This is a genomic window from Amycolatopsis arida (assembly GCF_900115565.1).
Classification (GTDB): Bacteria; Actinomycetota; Actinomycetes; order Mycobacteriales; family Pseudonocardiaceae; genus Yuhushiella; species Yuhushiella arida.
In genome coordinates this window covers 407,715-423,135 of sequence record NZ_FOWW01000004.1, presented here as the reverse complement: position 1 = coordinate 423,135, position 15,421 = coordinate 407,715, and the positions used below count along the sequence as shown (strand labels likewise).

Genomic DNA, 15,421 nt, shown 5'->3' with positions numbered 1-15,421 from the left:
CTAGCGGGAGCGCTCTTGATCGGTGCAGCAGCGGGGTGCCGGGAAGGGGCGGGCCACCGAAAGTGCGCAACCGTCGAGTACAGTGGCCGCCGTGCGGCGCTATTTCTGGTTTGGCGGGCCGGCCCGGGGTGGGCCAGCCGGCTGGCGAGACTCCGCCGCGCGCTGACCTCCCACCTCGAGCCGGACGACCACGGACCGGCTCGGCGGGAACCTGGAGGACTCGGCGGGGCGGTCCCAAGGAAGGAACCCCGCGATGCACGCAGCCTCCGCTCTCGACAGCGACTCCCAGCGGCTGGACAACCAACGCACCACCAGCATCAGCCCGCTGCTGTCCCCCGCCCTGCTGCGCCAGGAGCACCCGATCGACGCCGCCGTGGCCAAGACCGTGGCGCAGGGCCGGGCGGACACCGTCGACATCCTCGACGGGCGCGACGACCGGCTGATCGTCGTGGTCGGGCCGTGCTCCGTGCACGACCCGGTGGCGGCGCTGGACTACGCGCGCCGGCTGGCCGAGCACGCCGAGGGGCTGCGCGAGCGGCTGCACGTGGTGATGCGGGTGTACTTCGAGAAGCCGCGCACCACGCTGGGCTGGAAGGGACTGATCAACGACCCGGACCTCGACGGCGGCTTCGCGGTCAACAAGGGGCTGCGGATCGCCCGGCGGCTGCTGCTGGACATCTCGGCGCTGGGGCTGCCGGTGGGGTGCGAGTTCCTCGACCCGATCACCCCGCAGTTCATCGCCGACACGGTGACCTGGGGCTCGATCGGCGCGCGCACCGCGGCCAGCCAGGTGCACCGGCAGCTGTGCAGCGCGCTGTCCATGCCGGTGGGGATCAAGAACTCGACCGAGGGGGACGTGCAGGTGGCGGTGGACGCCACCAAGGCGGCCGCGGCGGGGCACGTGTTCGCCGGGATCAACGCCGACGGGCTGGCGGCGCTGCTGACGACGTCCGGGAATCCGGACTGCCACGTGATCCTGCGCGGTGGGGCCGGGGGGCCGAACCACGACCCCGCGTCGGTGGCCGACGCGCTGGAGCGGCTGCGCGCGGCGGGAATGCCCGAGCGGGTGATCGTCGACGCCAGCCACGGCAACAGCGGTAAGGACCACCGGCGGCAGGCGGTGGTCGTCGAGGAGTTGGCCGACCGGATCGGAGCCGGCGAGCCCGGGATCGTGGGAGTGATGCTGGAGAGCTTCCTGGCGGCAGGGCGGCAGGACCTCACCCTGGGTCGCGCGGCGGACCTGGAGTACGGGCGGAGCATCACCGACGCCTGCCTGGACTGGCCGAGCACGGCCCGGCTGCTGGACCGGCTCGCCGACGTCGTCGGCCGCCGCTGACCGCCCCGCGCTCGCGGTCGGGCGCAACGCTCGGGCCCACGAACGCTGCTTCAGCGGCGGTCGCGGGCGCGGCGGGCCTGCTCGATGACCCGCCAGCGCTCGAGGTTGTGGCGGGCGTCGGCCAGCGCGTCGTGCGCGTCGTTCGGGGCGGCCGGCAGCGGTGGCTTCCCGACGTCCTCCCACCGCTGCCGCAGGTCACGGGTGAACCGGGGCAGCTGCCGCGGCAACGCCGGCATCGGCCCCCACAGCTGGGCCAGCGCGACGTGGTCGTAGGCGGCGAACCACGCCCACAGCTCGATCCCGCCGGGCGGCTTGCCGAAGTAGGCCAGCAGGTCCTCCCGGATCCGCTCCCGGCTCCGCCACGCGGCGTCCCCCGGCGAGGGCAGCTTCGCCAGCACGTGCTCCCGTACCCAGGGCCCCGCCCTGTCCGGGTCGAACTCGGTGGACACGGCGTAGAACTCGCGCCCGTTCTCGTCCACGACACCGATCGACACCAGGTCGATCGTCACGCCGTCCTCGATGAACTCGGTGTCGTAGAAGAATCGCACCGGGGCACCCTACAGTGCTGGTAGATACCAATCCGACCGAACGCGAGCCGGCCGCCATGTCAGCATGTCGCCGTAGCGTGCTTGCTTTCGGTCTGGTTGGTCAGTGGTGCGGAGACCACTAGCCCGCCTTGGTCTCCGGCAGCCGTGCCGACTCCCGCGCCGCCGGCTGGGCGGGCACGTCCGCGGTCACCCCGGCCGCCTCGGCCGCCGCCAGCTCCTTCGCCCGCGCGGCGTAGATGTCGACGTACTCCTGGCCGGACAGCTCCATCAGCGCGTACATGATCTCGTCGGTGATCGACCGCTCCACGAACCGGTCGCCGGAAAGGCCCTCGTACCGGGAGAAGTCCAGCGGCGTGCCGAACCGGATCTCCAGCCGCCGCGGCCGCCACATCTTCGAGCCGATCGGGTTGACCTTGTCGGTGCCGATCATCGCCACCGGGATCACCGGCGCACCCGACTCGAGCGCGACCCGCGCCACCCCGGTCTTGCCCTTGTACAACCGCCCGTCCGGGGAGCGGGTGCCCTCCGGGTAGATGCCGAGCAGGTGCCCCTCCCGCACCAGCCGGATCGCGGTGTCCAGCGCGGCCTGCGCGGCCGACCCGCCGGACCGGTCGATGGGGATCTGCCCCACCCCGGTGAAGAACCACTTCTTGAGCCGGCCCTTCACCCCCTTCTCGGTGAAGTACTCCTGCTTCGCCGGGAAGGTGACCTTGCGCCGGACGTGGAGCGGCATGAAGAACGAGTCGGCCACCGCGAGGTGGTTGCTGGCCAGGATGACGCCGCCGCGCTCGGGGACGTTGTCCACCCCGGTGACCTTCGTCGGCCAGAACAGGCGAAGCAGCGGTCCCAGCAGGACATACTTCAACAGCCGATACAGCACCGCGACACGCCCTCCTCGCTGCCAGCCCCTCGTGCCGGCCATACTGCCCGATCAGCCACCCTACGAAGCCGAACGGTCGACGCACAACGACCGACCCCCGGTTGCCCCAGCGCGGCGACCGATCTCACATCCGTCCAGCGCCCTGTGTCCATGGCCGTCTCGCGGCGCATCCTCCCGCACGCGCTCGACCGTGCGACCATGGAGGGCACCACGGTCGACGAAAGAGGCGGACGCCATGCCTGTGCTCGCCGGCGCGCAGCCGTTCCCGACACCGCACCCCGTGCCGTTCGCCACGGTGCGGTCCCCCCGGCCGCCCCGGCGCGGTGGCACACCCGACGGCAGGCGGGAGGTGAGCACGCGGTGAACCGGGCTACCGGCGGCCACGACGGCCCGGAGGACGTGGACGCCACGTTCGCCGAGATCGTGGCCGACCTGCGGGCCGAGGGACTCGGCAGGGACACGGCCCCCGCGGGGCGGGACGCCACCCCTCCGGAGCCGCCCCGGGAGCCGGCCGGCTCCCAGCAACCGGGGTGGCGGGACGGCGGCACCGAGTGGGAGACGGTTGTGTTCGGCGACGACCCGGCCGGGGACGACGAGCACTACGTGCCACCCGAGCCGCCGCCACTGCCCCGCCCGCGCAAGGGCGCGGTGGTCGTGCTGCTGCTGTTCGTGCTCGCCCTGCTGCTGCTCATCGCGCCCGGGGTGGTCGGCCTGTCCAGCGCGGTGGGCACGCCACTGGGCATCCTCGGCCTCGCCGCCGCGATCGCCTTGCTGCTCCTGCGGGTCCGCCAGGGCCCGCCCGACGGCGCCGACCCGAGCACCGGCGCCCAGGTCTGACCCGGTCGCCAGCGCCATGCGCATCGACTTCCACCCCTCGCGACGCTCCACCATCGGCGCGGAGTGGGAGGTCGCGCTGGTCGACCGGCGCAGCGGCGAGCTGACCTCGGTCGCCGAGCGGGTGCTGGCCGAGGTCCGCCCGCCCGGCGCCGACGAGCACCCCAAGATCAAGCAGGAGCTGCTGCTCAACACCGTCGAGATCATCACCGACGTGTGCACGACGGTCGCCGAGGTCGCCGCCGACCTGGCCGGCTCGCTCGACGAAGTCCGGGCGGTCACCGACCCGCTCGGCGTCGAGCTGTTCTCCGCCGGAACGCACCCGTTCTCCACGTGGTACCAGCAGAAGGTCACCAACAAGGATCGCTACGCCAAGCTCATCGACCGCACCCAGTGGTGGGGCCGGCAGATGCTGATCTACGGCGTGCACGTGCACGTCGGCGTCGACCACCGGGACAAGGTGCTGCCCATCCTGGACGCGCTGCTCAACTACGCGCCCCACCTGCAGGCGCTGTCGGCGTCGTCGCCGTACTGGGGCGGTGAGGACACCGGCTACGCCTCCAACCGGGCGTTGATGTTCCAGCAGCTGCCCACCGCGGGCCTTCCGTTCCAGTTCCGCCGGTGGGCCGAGCTGGAACGCTACGTGGAGGACATGTTCGTCACCGGCGTGATCGACCACTTCTCGGAGATCCGCTGGGACATCCGGCCGGCGCCGCACTTCGGGACGGTCGAGATGCGGGTCTGCGACGGGCTGCCGACGCTGGAGGAGGTGGCCGCCATCGCGGCGCTGACCCAGTGCCTGGTGGACGACTTCAGCGCCCGGCTCGACGCCGGGGAGACGCTGCCGTCGCTGCCGCCGTGGCACGTGCAGGAGAACAAGTGGCGGGCCGCCCGCTACGGCATGGAGGCGATCGTCATCCTGGACGCGGCCGGCACCGAGCGGCTGGTCACCGAGGACATCGTGGACGTGCTGGAGCGGCTGGAGCCGGTGGCCAAGCACCTCGACTGCGCCGCCGAGCTGCGCGGCGTCGAGACGATCCTCCGGCACGGCGCGAGCTACCAGCGGCAGCGCGCGGTGGCCAGGGAGCACAACGGCAGCCTCAAGGCCGTCGTCGCCTCCCTGATCGCCGAGATGCGCGACGGCATCCCCACCGACGGGTGTGTCCGCGGTCCGTGAGCGGGTGTCTGCGCCGCACGACGCGGACACGCGTGCACAGACCGCGGACACACGTGCACAGAGCGCGGACACGCGTACGCAGACCGCGGATCGGTCAGGGGGTGTGGGTGTCGAGGAGGGTGCGCAGGGTGCCGGGGCCGAGCAGGGCGGTGGCCGGGTCGGCCACCCGCGCCCGCAGGCCGCGGTCGGCGGTCACCACCACCACGTGGTCGTCCGGTCGCTCGGCCCGCAGCCGCTCGGTGACCTCGACGATCGTGCTGTCGCCGTCCCGAGGCGCGGCGACCACCTCGACCGGGGCACGCGGCTCGACGCCCCTGGCCCGGCCCTCGACCACCATGACCACCCGCGGCCGCCAACACCAGTCGCCGTCCGCGGTCACCCGCAGCGCGGTGCCCGACACCTCGGCCACGCCCAGCACGGCGAGCTGGTCCCGCAGCCGGCGCGCCGCGGCGGCCGGGTCGCGCCACCAGCCGTCCGGCCGGGCGCCGACGACGTTGGCCGCGTCCACCACCAGCACCAGCCGCCGCTCCAGCTGGACCCGCAGCCGGGGCCACGCGGCGGCGAAGTCGGGGTGCAGCGGCAGGTCGGCGACCCGTTCCGGGGGCACCCAGCGCAGCTCCGCGCTCTCCCTACTCACCGCGCGCACCCGCACCGGCTCCCGGACGGTCGCGAGCACCGTGGTGTAGCGCCAGGTGCCGTGCTCCTCGGTGGACACGGCGGTCACCGCCACGGCGGCCGGCGGCACCGCCGCCTCCTCCGCGGCCTCCCGGACCGCGGCCTCCACCGGGGTCTCCCCGCGGCGCACCGCCCCGCCGGGCAGCGCCCACGTCCGCCCGTGGTGGGTCCACCACGCGCGGCGCTGCAGCAGCACCCCGCGCTCGGGGTCGGACAGCAGCAGCCCGGCCGCGCCGTGCGGACCCCAGTGCCGGTTCCCGCACGCGCACCGGACGAACCCTCCGCCGTCGCCGAGCAGCATCCGGCCGAGCCTAGCCGACCCCGCCGCTCGGCTCAGCGCGGTCGATCCGTGCCGGCCGGCCGGCACGGATCGGGCGAGCCAGGTCGAGACGCGGGGAACGGCCCCGGGGCCGCGGCGGCCCCTCCGCCGGCGAGCTCCGGCCGGCTCGCCATCACCGCGAGCCACGCCGCGGCGAACCCGGCCGGCCGCCATGTCGGGCCCGGCGGCCGAGGGTCCCGCGCGCGCCGGCAGGGTCAGCCCGCCCTCCGGTCGACCGTGCCGAGGTCCTCCCTGGCCAGCGTGGCCGCGCCGACGATGGCGGTGTCGTCGCCGAGTTGGGCGGTGCGGATCCTGGCCAGCGGCCGGTGCCGCGCCCCGGTGATCGCCCCGGCGTAGTGCTCGCGCGCCTCGTCGAGGAACAGCGGCGCGGACTCCGACACCCCGCCGGCGATCACCACGACCTCCGGGTCGTAGATGTCGGCGACCAGCGCCAACCCCTCCCCCAACCAGCGGGCCAGCTCGGTCATCGCGCGCTGCGCCACGGGGTCGCCGTCCCTGGCGGCGCCGGCCACCCTGCGGCCGGTGATCGACCCGGGATCGCCGGAGGTCTCCCTGGCCAGAACGGTCGAGCTGCCCGGGTGCCTGGCCAGCAGCTCCACGGCGGTCGCGGCGAGCGCGGTGCCGCTGCAGTAGCGCTCCCAGCAGCCGTACTTGCCGCACGGGCAGGGCCGCCCGCCCGGCACCACGCACAGGTGGCCGAGCTCGGGCGCCACGCCGTGCGCGCCGCGGAAGAGGGCCCCGTCGAGCAGCAGCCCGGCGCCGATCCCGGTGCCCAGCGCGATGAGCACGGCCACCCCGGCGCCGCGGGCCGCGCCGAACCGGTGCTCGCCGACGGTGGCGGCGTTGGCGTCGTGCTCCAGCGTGACCGGTAGGCCCACCCGCTTGGCGATCCGGTCGGCCACCGGCGCCCCCCGCCAGGCCAGGTGCGGGGCGAACATCACCGAGCGGCGGTCGGTGCCGACGAACCCGGCGACCGCGAGGCCCACCGCGCCGACCTCGTGCCGGTTGCGCAGGTCCTCGACGACCCCCGCGACGGCGTCCTCCAGCGCGACCTCGCCGCTGGGCGTGGCCACCCGTGCGGTGTCGAGCAGCGATCCCCGCTCGTCCACCACGCCGGCCCGCACGCTGGTGCCCCCGACGTCCACCCCGACGGTGAGCACTAGTGGGACCCGTCCGCCGCCCACCCGGCGACGCGGCGCACCGGGATGCGCTGCACCCTGCCCGTCGCGGGCTCGCCGGCCGGCCTCGGCGCCGGCTGGAAGCCAGGCATGTGCACGCCCTCCTCGGGCTGCCAGCGGTCGGCCAGCACCGCACGCAGCAGCGCGACCAGCTGGGCGGCCTGCGCGACCAGCCGCGCGGCGAGCTCGGGCCGTTCCCCGCGGACCAGCGCGACGACCGCGCACAGCGGGCACCAGCCGCACGCCGCGCCGGCGGTGTCCGCACCGTCCGGGCCATCGGGGCCATCCGTGCCGGCCGCGCTGTCCGTGCTGTCAGCACTGTCAGCACTGTCGGCACTGTTCTCGGTGGCCTGAGTGTCCCCGCCCCGCCCGGCGTCGGGTCCGGGCGCTCTCCCCGCCCCGTCGTGCTCCTCGTGGCCCTGCCCGTGGCCGGCGGCCACGAGGCCCTCCAGCCAGGGCGCCGCCCGCTCCACCACCAGCTCGACCAGCAGCCGGATCTCCTCGGCCAGGCTGGCGACGTCGGACTCCGACCAGGTCCGCCCGCTGGTCATCGGCTCTCCCCTCCGCTGAGGAACACGAGCAGGCCGGCCGGGTCGCACTCGGCTCCGGTGACCTCGCACGGCCGCAACGCCTCCGGCAGCGCGACCAGCCGGCGCACGCCGTCCACGGTGATCGCCAGGTCGTCGTCCACCCTGGCGAGGTCGATCCGGGCGTCCGGCGTCAGCGGCAGCGCCACCCGCAGCCGGTACCCGTTGGCCGTGCCGGACACCCGCAGCAGCGGAGCCGCGCCGGCGGCAGCGGAGGCCAGCGGGTCGGCGGCGCCGTACAGCTCGGCGGCGATCGCCCGCAGCGCCGGCAGGCCGACCGGCTCGGCGGCGCGGTGCTCGACGGACCGGACCAGCGGGTCGGGAACCCCGGCCGCGGCGAGCTCGGCGAGCACCGTGTCCTGCTCGGCCCGCCGGGTGCGCAGCCAGGCGCCGGCCGCGCCGCCCCAGCGACCCGGCGCGGGGAGCACGCGGTTGACGACCAACCCGTCCACCCGGATGCCACGCAGCGCCAGCGCGGTGAGCGTGCGCCGGGTCTCGGCGGCGACGACCCGCTCCGGGGTCAGCACCAGGCGCACGCTGGTGACGTCGCCGTCGGTGAGCAGTGCGCGCAGCCCGTCCAGGTGGTCGCCCAGCCGGCGCACCGCCCCGGCCACCTCGCCCCACCGGCGCTCGCCCGGCCGGCCGAACATCCGCCGCAGGTACCCCGACACGGCCTCGGGCAGCGCCAGCAGTCGCAGCGTCTCCGCGGTCGGCCCGCAGTCGACCACGACCGTCCCCCACGGGCCGGTCTCGGCCAGCCGGCGCACCTCGGTGAGCGCCAGCACCTCGTCGACCCCCGGCAGCACGGTGAGCTCGGCGGCGTCCAGCGCGTCCACCCCGACGCCGGTCAGTGCCTGCCGGAGCCGGCCGCGCAGGTCCTGCCAGGTGGCGTCGACGAGGCCGCGCGGGTCGACCTGCACGGCGTGCAGGTCGCGGTCCACCGGGGCGGGGTCGGCGCCCAGCGGCCGGCCGAACGCGTCGCCCAGCGAGTGCGCGGGGTCGGTGGACACCACGAGTGTCTTGCCGCCCCGGTCGGCCAGCGCGGCCGCGGTCGCCGCGGCGAGCGTTGTCTTGCCGACGCCGCCCTTGCCGGTGAACAGCAGGATGCGCACGCTAGCCGCGGCCCTCCGCGCGCCGCTTCAGCTCCTTCAGCGCGGTGTCCATGATCATCTTCTCCGCCTTGCGGCGGAGCAGGCCGATCATCGGCAGCGCCAGCTCGACGGAGAGGGTGTAGGTGACCAGGGTGCGCTCATCACGGCGCTCGAGCTGGTAACGCCCGTTCTGCGCCTTCTGCATCTGACCCTTGAGCAGGTGCCAGCTCACCGACATGCCGTCGTCGGCCCAGTCGTACTCGAGGGTGTAGACGTCCTTCACCGGACCGGCGTCCAGGGTGAACCGCACCCGCTTGGCCCGTCCCGCGTCGTCCTCCTCGAGCACCTCGGTCTCCCGGACGGCCTTGGCCCACTCCGGGTAGGAGGGCAGGTCGGCGATCACCGCCATGATCCGCTCGGGTGCCGCGTCGACCTCGATGGACTGCGTGGACTCCTCGGCCATGCGGCAGAGCGTAGCCGCTGTGCGGGTCGGTGGCGCGACCCGGCCGGCTCACCAGCGCAGCACGTACGGCCGCTCGGTCTCCTTGAAGTGCCCGACGTTGCGGCACTCGGTGCGGCCGAGTCGGGTGCGCGCGGCCAGCGGCTGGTGCACGTGGCCGAACAGCGACCACCGCGGCTGCTCCTTGTCGACGAGATCGGCCAGCGCGGTGGAGCCGAGCTCGGCCCGCCGGGCCACCACGTCGTAGGTGAGGTCGGGCACCGCGGGCGGGATGTGGCTGCACAACACGTCGATCCCGGACAGCCCGGCCACGGCGGCGTCGAAGTCCTCCCGGGTGCGCAGGTACGGCCGCCACGCGGCCCCGGGGCGGCGGGGCAGCACGCCCGGCGGCAGCAGCGCGCCTCCGACGAAGCCGAACCGCAGCCCGCCGATCTCCGCGACGTCGCCGTCGACCACGGTGACCCCCTTGCCGGCGTACTCGGGCCACAGGTCCGGGGTGTCGACGTTGCCGGGGGTGGCGTAGGTGGGCGCGGTGAGCGCGCCGAACAGCGCGGCGTACTGGGCGCGGACGGCCTCGTCCACCGCGGCGGCAGGGTCGTCGAGGCTGGCCCACAGCGAGCGGGAGTAGGCGACCGTGTCGTCGCGGGTGCCCTCGCGGCGCAGCCGGGCGAACGTGGCGACCTTCTCCGGGCCGAACAGGGCACCCAGGATGCCGTTGCCGTGCTCCCGGTAGTCGACGAAGTCGATCAGGTCGCCGAGCACCACGAGCGCGTCGGCCCCCTCCCCCGCGCGGGCGAGGGCCTCGGTGTTGCCGTGCACATCCGAGACGACGTGAACCCTCACACGCCCAGCCTACCGAGCCCGGGGTGGCACGCCGGGCTCGCGACCGTCCTCGAGCACCGCCTTGAGCTGCAGCGCGATGCCCTTGGCCGCGCGGGCCCTCCGGTCGAGCTCGCGGCGCAGCTCCCGTGGCCGCAGCGCCAGCGGTCGCCCGTCGGCGCCGACCGGGGTGGCCCGCAGGAAGTAGTGCAGGAGGGTACCGTCCAGCACCGGCTCCAGCCACACCTCCATGGTGCCCACCAGCGCGCCCCGAACCGTCCAGCGCAGGCCCTCCGCGCCACGGTCGGTGTAGACCTCCAGCACCAGGTCGGGCCAGTATCGTGGCCAGGAGGCGGGATCGGCGAAGGCCGCGGCCACCGTGGTGGGCGGCACCGCCAGGAACGTCTCGTCGACGATGTCGAGCGCGGGCGGAGCATTGTCGATAACGGACACGCATGCAGAATGTCACGCCTGATGGGACGGTGTGCCGCCGCCATGGCCAAGGCGAATCGCACAAGCTAGGTTAACCGGCGAGTAACACCCACCGCACACTCGCCGGTACGTAACTTCGGAGGTCCACGTGCGCGAATACAGCGCCCCCGCAAACCGGTCGGTCGCCGACGACGAGAACATGGCCGACGTCGTGTGGGCCAACGCCGAGCGCTTCGGTGACGTGGTGAGCTTCCGCCGACAGGTCGACGGGTCCTGGCTCGACGTCACCGCCAGGGAGTTCGCCGCCCAGGTGCTCGCCGTGGCCAAGGGCATGGTCGAGGCCGGGATCGGCAAGGGCGACCGGGTCGGCCTGATGGCCAAGACCCGCTACGAGTGGACCCTGCTCGACTTCGCCATCTGGGCGGCGGGCGCGGTCACCGTGCCGATCTACGAGACGTCCTCGGCGGAGCAGGTGCACTGGATCCTCTCCGACTCCGGGGCCAAGGCCGTGGTGGTGGAGACCGCCGCGCACAAAGCCACCCTGGACGAGGTGCGCGGCCGGCTGCCCGAGCTGGCGCACGCCTGGCAGATCGAGGGCGAGCCGGGCGCGGTGGCCGAGCTGACCGCGCTCGGCGCGGACCTCGCCGACGACCGGGTGCACGACCGCCGGCGGTCGGTGAAGGCCGACGAGCTGGCCACGATCGTGTACACCTCGGGCACGACCGGGCGACCCAAGGGCGTCGAGCTGACCCACCGGAACCTGCTCGCCGAGGTCCGCGCCGACATCGACGCGTTCCCGCAGCTGATGGAGCAGGGCAACTCGCTGCTGGTGTTCCTCCCGCTGGCGCACATCCTGGCCAGGGCGATCGCGGTCACCGCGCTCACCGCGCGGGTGACGCTCGGGCACAGCTCCGACGTCAAGGAGCTGGTCGCCGATCTCGGCACGTTCCGCCCGACGTTCGTGGTGGCCGTGCCCAGGGTGTTCGAGAAGGTCTACAACGGAGCCAAGCTCAAGGCGCACACCGAGGGCAAGGGCAAGATCTTCGACGTCGCCGAGGCCACGGCCGTGGCCTACAGCGAGGCGCTCGACGCCGGCGGGCCGGGCCTGGGGCTGCGGCTCAAGCACGCGGTGTTCGACAAGCTGGTCTATGCCAAGCTGCGCGCGGCGCTCGGCGGCCGGTGCACGGCCGCGGTGTCCGGCGGGGCGCCGCTGGGCGCGCGGCTGGCGCACTTCTTCCGCGGGATCGGCGTGCCGGTGTTCGAGGGCTACGGGCTCACCGAGACCTCGGCGGCGGCCTGCGTCAACACCGAGCACGGGTTTCGGGTCGGCACCGTCGGGCGGCCGGTGAACGGCACCTCGGTGCGGGTCGCCGAGGACGGCGAGGTGCTGCTCAAGGGCGACATCGTGTTCCGCGGCTACTGGAAGAACGAGCAGGCCACCGAGGAGTCGCTCGAGGACGGTTGGTTCCGCACCGGCGACCTCGGCGAGCTCGACGACGAGGGCTTCCTGAAGATCACCGGGCGGAAGAAGGAGATCATCGTGACGGCGGGCGGCAAGAACGTCGCCCCGTCCGGGCTCGAGGACGCCCTCAAGGCCAAGCCGCTGATCAGCCAGGCGATGGTGGTGGGCGACCGGAGGCCGTTCATCGGTGTGCTGGTCACCATCGACGAGGAGTTCTTCCCGACGTGGAAGGAGCAGCACGGCAAGCCGGCCGACGCCACCGTGGCCGACCTCGTCGACGACCCCGACCTGCGGACCGCGGTGCAGGAGGCGGTGAACGAGGCGAACCGGCAGGTGTCCCAGGCCGAGGCGATCAAGAAGTTCACCATCCTGCCCAGGGACTTCAGCGAGGCCGACGGGGAGATCACCCCGAGCCTGAAGCTCAAGCGCAACGTGGTGAGCAAGAACCACGCCGGTGACATCGAGGCGCTCTACGCCAAGTGAGCCGCGGGAACGCCTGACCTGCCCCGGCCGGGCACCGGCCGGGGCGGGCGTCAGCCGCGGCGGGGCAGGGTGGCCTCGATCCCGGCGAGCACGCGGTCCAGTCCCCGCTCGAAGCGGGTGTCGTTGTCCACGTGCGGCTGCCGCGCCTCGGTGACCACTCGGGTGAAGTAGGGGAACTCGCCGCTGTCCATCAGTGACCGCACGTAGGGCTCGAAGGCGCGCATCCAGGTCTCGTCGTCGATCTCCTCACTGGCCGCGCGCCAGGCCAGCTCGTTGCGCACGAAGCCGGTGACCCAGGTGTCGACCAGCACGATGGTCTCGAACATGTCGTCGATGTCCAGCCCCAGCTCGTCCAGGATGGACATCTGGGCCTCCAGCTCCCGCACCAGGTTCGGGCCCATCGGCGGCCGCCCCGAGACGAGCTCCAGCAGCCAGGGGTGGTCCAGCAGCAGCGCGCGCTGCCGGCGGGCGTGCACGCGGAGGTCGGTTCGCCACTCGCCGCTGCGCTCCGGCAGCCCCTGCTGGTGGACGAGTCGGTCGGCCATCAGCTCGAACACGGCCTCCTTGTTCTCGACGTAGCGGTAGAGGCTCATGGCGCCCGTGCCCAGCGCCGTGGCGATCTTGCGCATGGTGACCGCGGGCAGGCCCTCGTCGTCGGCGATCCGGATCGCGGCGTCGGCGATCTGCTCCCGGCTGTAGGTCGGTGCCGGCCCGCGGCAGCGCTGCGGCCCCGGTAGCCACACGCGCACCCGCGCCAGCAGCTCCCGCTCCCTCGACGGTCGCCGAGGGTGTGCGGAAGCGGTTCGGGCAGACGCAGGCACTGGACGGGCTGGACCTGGCCGTGCCGGCGGGCACCGTCTACGGACTGCTCGGTCCGAACGGCGCGGGCAAGAGCACGGCGGTCAGGGTGTTCGCCACGCTCACCCGGCCCGACGCCGGCCGGGCCGTCGTCGCCGGGCACGACGTCGTGCGCGAGTCCCGCGAGGTTCGCCGCCGAATCGGGCTGGCCGGCCAGTACGCCGCGCTCGACGAGGACCTCACCGGCCGGGAGAACCTGCGGATCTTCGGCCAGCTGTTCCACCTCGGCGCGGCGGCCGCCCGCCGGCGGGCCGACGAGTTGCTGGAGCGGTTCGACCTGGCGCACGCCGCGGAACGGCTGGTGAAGACCTACTCCGGCGGCATGCGCCGTCGGCTGGACCTGATCGCCAGCCTGGTCGTCACGCCGACCGTGCTGTTCCTGGACGAGCCCACCACCGGGCTGGACCCGCACAGCCGCAACGAGATCTGGGCCACCGTGCGCACGCTGGTCGCCGACGGCACCACCGTGCTGCTCACCACGCAGTACCTGGACGAGGCCGACCAACTCGCCGGGAACATCGCGGTGATCGACGCCGGCAGGGTGATCGCCGACGGCACCCCGGACGAGCTCAAGGCCCGGATCGGCGGCCGGATCGACGTGGTCCTCGACCCGGCCACCCCGCTCGACGACGCCCATGTCGGACAGGCCGCCCGTGCGCTGGCCGCCGTGACCGGCTCGGCCGGCTCGGCCGCCGATCCGGACGTCGACGTCGACCAGCGGCGGCTGAGCGTGCCGGTGGCCCTCGGGTCGGTGCGGCTGCCCGACGTCGTGCGCCGGCTCGACCAAGCCGGTGTCGACGCGGTCGACGTGGCGATCCGGCGGCCCACGCTCGACGAGGTGTTCCTCGCCCTCACCGGCAAGCCCAGCAGGAACACCAGTGATCACGCCGAGCTCGCTCTGCAGGAGGTGACCCGATGACGACGCTCGACCTGGACCGGACCGGGGCGCTGCGCGCCGCCCTCGGCGACGAGTTCACCGTGCTGAGCCGCAACCTGCTCAAGCTCAGGCACCACCCCGGCCAGATCGTGGCCACCTTCGCGTTCCCGCTGATCTCGGTGATCCTGTTCGGCTACGTCTTCGGCAGCGCCATCCCGATCCCCGGCGGCGGGAACTACCGCGAGTACCTCATGCCGGGGCTGTTCGTGATGGGCGTGGTGTTCGGGCTGATGGGCTCGCTCACCGTCATCGCCAAGGACAACGGCCTCGGCGTGATGGACCGCTTCCGGTCGATGCCGATGGCCCGCTCGGCCGTCCCGTTCGGACAGACCGCGGCCGACCTGATCGTCGCCGCGGGCAGCCTGCTGATCATGGCCGGGTGCGGGCTGCTGTTCGGCTGGCGGGCGCACAACGGGCTCGGCGCCACCCTCGGTGCCTTCGGCCTGCTGCTGTTGCTGCAGTACGCGGTGTCGTGGGTCGGGGTGTACCTCGGATCGCTGATCAAGGACGAGGAGACCGCCGCGAAGATCGGGCCGCTGGTGATGCCGGTGACGATGATCTCCAACGTCTTCGTCCCGACCGACGGGATGCCCGCCGTGCTGCGCGCGGTGGCCGACTGGAACCCGGTCAGCGCCGCCGTGGCCGCCTGCCGGGAGCTGTTCGGCAACCCGGGCCTGCCCGGCGGCGACGTGCCGTGGCCGCTGGCTCATCCGGTCGCCGCGACCATCGGGTGGTCGGTGCTGCTGCTGGTGATCTTCGTGCCGCTGGCGGTGCGCCGCTTCCGCACGGCCGGCCTGTGAGGCACGCGGGGTGGTGGGCGGCTCCGGCCGTCCACCACCCGGGCGCTTCCCGTGCTCGTGCCCGCCGGTCCCTCGGACCCCGAGACCTGGGTGGTCAGCTCACCGACCGACCGTTCATTCCGCGTCGGGTCGCCCGCCATGCTCGATGGCATGGCGAGTGGCACATCGAGATCCGTCCTGCCGTGCCCGTGACCAGGGGGCGATCCTCGCGCTGGCTTCCCGATCGACCGAGGGGATGGCGCCGTGGCGTGACCGGGCGTCGGCCGAGCGGGCCGCATACCAGTGGCTCGTGGATTCCCTGGCCTCGGCTGCCCGCGGCCAGGGCGAGGTCTACGTCGCCGTGGATGGCCCGCACGTCGTCGGAGTGGTCTCGGTCGGTGAGCAGCAACACTCCACCGGTGCCGTGGACGCGTACGTCGGCGAACTGGCCGTGGCAGCGGAGGCGGTCAGGATGGGCGCGGGCCGGCGGTTGATGACGGCGGCGGAGGAATGGGCCCGAGCGCGCGGCCTTCCCGCCTGACCTT

Annotated in this window: 17 protein-coding genes; 7 read left to right on the top strand and 10 right to left on the bottom strand. The window is 73.8% G+C overall.

Annotation, left to right across the window (positions count from 1 at the left end; translation table 11 throughout):
* Window positions 1-253 precede the first annotated feature (253 nt).
* On the top strand, window positions 254-1,336 hold the full coding sequence (locus BM051_RS15065; protein ID WP_092530755.1) for a 3-deoxy-7-phosphoheptulonate synthase: 1,083 nt from the start codon (window positions 254-256) through the stop codon (window positions 1,334-1,336).
* A gap of 50 nt (window positions 1,337-1,386) precedes the next feature.
* Here the strand turns inward: BM051_RS15065 and BM051_RS15060 are convergent, their stop codons facing one another.
* Together BM051_RS15060 and BM051_RS15055 are read right to left on the bottom strand one after the other, a co-directional pair.
* Complete coding sequence (locus BM051_RS15060) at window positions 1,387-1,884, bottom strand: polyadenylate-specific 3'-exoribonuclease AS (RefSeq protein ID WP_092530754.1); 498 nt, start codon at window positions 1,882-1,884, stop codon at window positions 1,387-1,389.
* A gap of 118 nt (window positions 1,885-2,002) precedes the next feature.
* On the bottom strand, window positions 2,003-2,764 hold the full coding sequence (locus tag BM051_RS15055) for a lysophospholipid acyltransferase family protein (RefSeq protein ID WP_092530753.1): 762 nt from the start codon (window positions 2,762-2,764) through the stop codon (window positions 2,003-2,005).
* 360 nt (window positions 2,765-3,124) lie between these two features.
* On the opposite strand from BM051_RS15055, the gene BM051_RS15050 reads away from it, so the two are divergent.
* Together BM051_RS15050 and BM051_RS15045 are read left to right on the top strand one after the other, a co-directional pair.
* A complete protein-coding gene (locus BM051_RS15050) occupies window positions 3,125-3,601 on the top strand; it encodes a hypothetical protein (RefSeq protein WP_092530752.1) in 477 nt (158 codons plus the stop codon).
* A 16-nt stretch (window positions 3,602-3,617) separates the two neighbouring features.
* Window positions 3,618-4,775: a glutamate--cysteine ligase gene (locus BM051_RS15045; RefSeq protein ID WP_092530751.1), complete on the top strand. Its 1,158-nt coding sequence runs from the start codon at window positions 3,618-3,620 to the stop codon at window positions 4,773-4,775.
* A 94-nt stretch (window positions 4,776-4,869) separates the two neighbouring features.
* Here BM051_RS15045 and BM051_RS15040 read toward each other — a convergent pair whose 3' ends face one another.
* From BM051_RS15040 to BM051_RS15010, 7 genes are all read right to left on the bottom strand, one after another.
* On the bottom strand, window positions 4,870-5,751 hold the full coding sequence (locus BM051_RS15040) for an NUDIX domain-containing protein (protein WP_092530750.1): 882 nt from the start codon (window positions 5,749-5,751) through the stop codon (window positions 4,870-4,872).
* A 233-nt stretch (window positions 5,752-5,984) separates the two neighbouring features.
* The gene (locus tag BM051_RS15035; RefSeq protein WP_092530904.1) at window positions 5,985-6,935 is read right to left on the bottom strand and encodes an ROK family protein; all 951 of its coding nucleotides are present in this window, start codon (window positions 6,933-6,935) and stop codon (window positions 5,985-5,987) included.
* A 14-nt stretch (window positions 6,936-6,949) separates the two neighbouring features.
* Window positions 6,950-7,519, bottom strand: coding sequence for a hypothetical protein (locus BM051_RS15030; RefSeq protein WP_092530749.1), 570 nt, complete (start codon window positions 7,517-7,519; stop codon window positions 6,950-6,952).
* A complete protein-coding gene (locus BM051_RS15025) occupies window positions 7,516-8,667 on the bottom strand; it encodes an ArsA family ATPase (protein ID WP_092530748.1) in 1,152 nt (383 codons plus the stop codon). The genes BM051_RS15030 and BM051_RS15025 overlap by 4 nt, the downstream gene beginning before the upstream one ends.
* Before the next feature lies 1 nt (window position 8,668).
* Entirely contained in the window at window positions 8,669-9,109 is a 441-nt protein-coding gene (locus BM051_RS15020; protein WP_092530747.1) for an SRPBCC family protein, read from the bottom strand.
* Between the two features lie 48 nt (window positions 9,110-9,157).
* Window positions 9,158-9,949, bottom strand: a complete 792-nt coding sequence (locus tag BM051_RS15015; protein ID WP_092530746.1) for a metallophosphoesterase family protein — start codon at window positions 9,947-9,949, stop codon at window positions 9,158-9,160.
* A 9-nt stretch (window positions 9,950-9,958) separates the two neighbouring features.
* Window positions 9,959-10,369 (bottom strand): polyketide cyclase / dehydrase and lipid transport, encoded by a 411-nt coding sequence (locus BM051_RS15010; protein ID WP_092530903.1) that lies wholly within the window; start codon window positions 10,367-10,369, stop codon window positions 9,959-9,961.
* Window positions 10,370-10,505: 136 nt separating this feature from the next.
* Between BM051_RS15010 and BM051_RS15005 the strand changes: the two genes are divergently transcribed.
* A complete protein-coding gene (locus BM051_RS15005) occupies window positions 10,506-12,302 on the top strand; it encodes an AMP-dependent synthetase/ligase (RefSeq protein WP_092530745.1) in 1,797 nt (598 codons plus the stop codon).
* A 50-nt stretch (window positions 12,303-12,352) separates the two neighbouring features.
* Here the strand turns inward: BM051_RS15005 and BM051_RS15000 are convergent, their stop codons facing one another.
* Window positions 12,353-13,051, bottom strand: a complete 699-nt coding sequence (locus tag BM051_RS15000) for a TetR/AcrR family transcriptional regulator (RefSeq protein ID WP_243859835.1) — start codon at window positions 13,049-13,051, stop codon at window positions 12,353-12,355.
* A gap of 41 nt (window positions 13,052-13,092) precedes the next feature.
* On the opposite strand from BM051_RS15000, the gene BM051_RS14995 reads away from it, so the two are divergent.
* The 3 genes from BM051_RS14995 (at window position 13,093) to BM051_RS30505 (ending at window position 15,417) form a co-directional block, all read left to right on the top strand.
* On the top strand, window positions 13,093-14,079 hold the full coding sequence (locus BM051_RS14995; RefSeq protein WP_243859834.1) for an ATP-binding cassette domain-containing protein: 987 nt from the start codon (window positions 13,093-13,095) through the stop codon (window positions 14,077-14,079).
* Entirely contained in the window at window positions 14,076-14,897 is an 822-nt protein-coding gene (locus tag BM051_RS14990; protein WP_092530743.1) for an ABC transporter permease, read from the top strand. The genes BM051_RS14995 and BM051_RS14990 overlap by 4 nt, the downstream gene beginning before the upstream one ends.
* Window positions 14,898-15,042: 145 nt before the next feature.
* Entirely contained in the window at window positions 15,043-15,417 is a 375-nt protein-coding gene (locus BM051_RS30505) for a GNAT family N-acetyltransferase (RefSeq protein WP_092530742.1), read from the top strand.
* Window positions 15,418-15,421 lie beyond the last annotated feature (4 nt).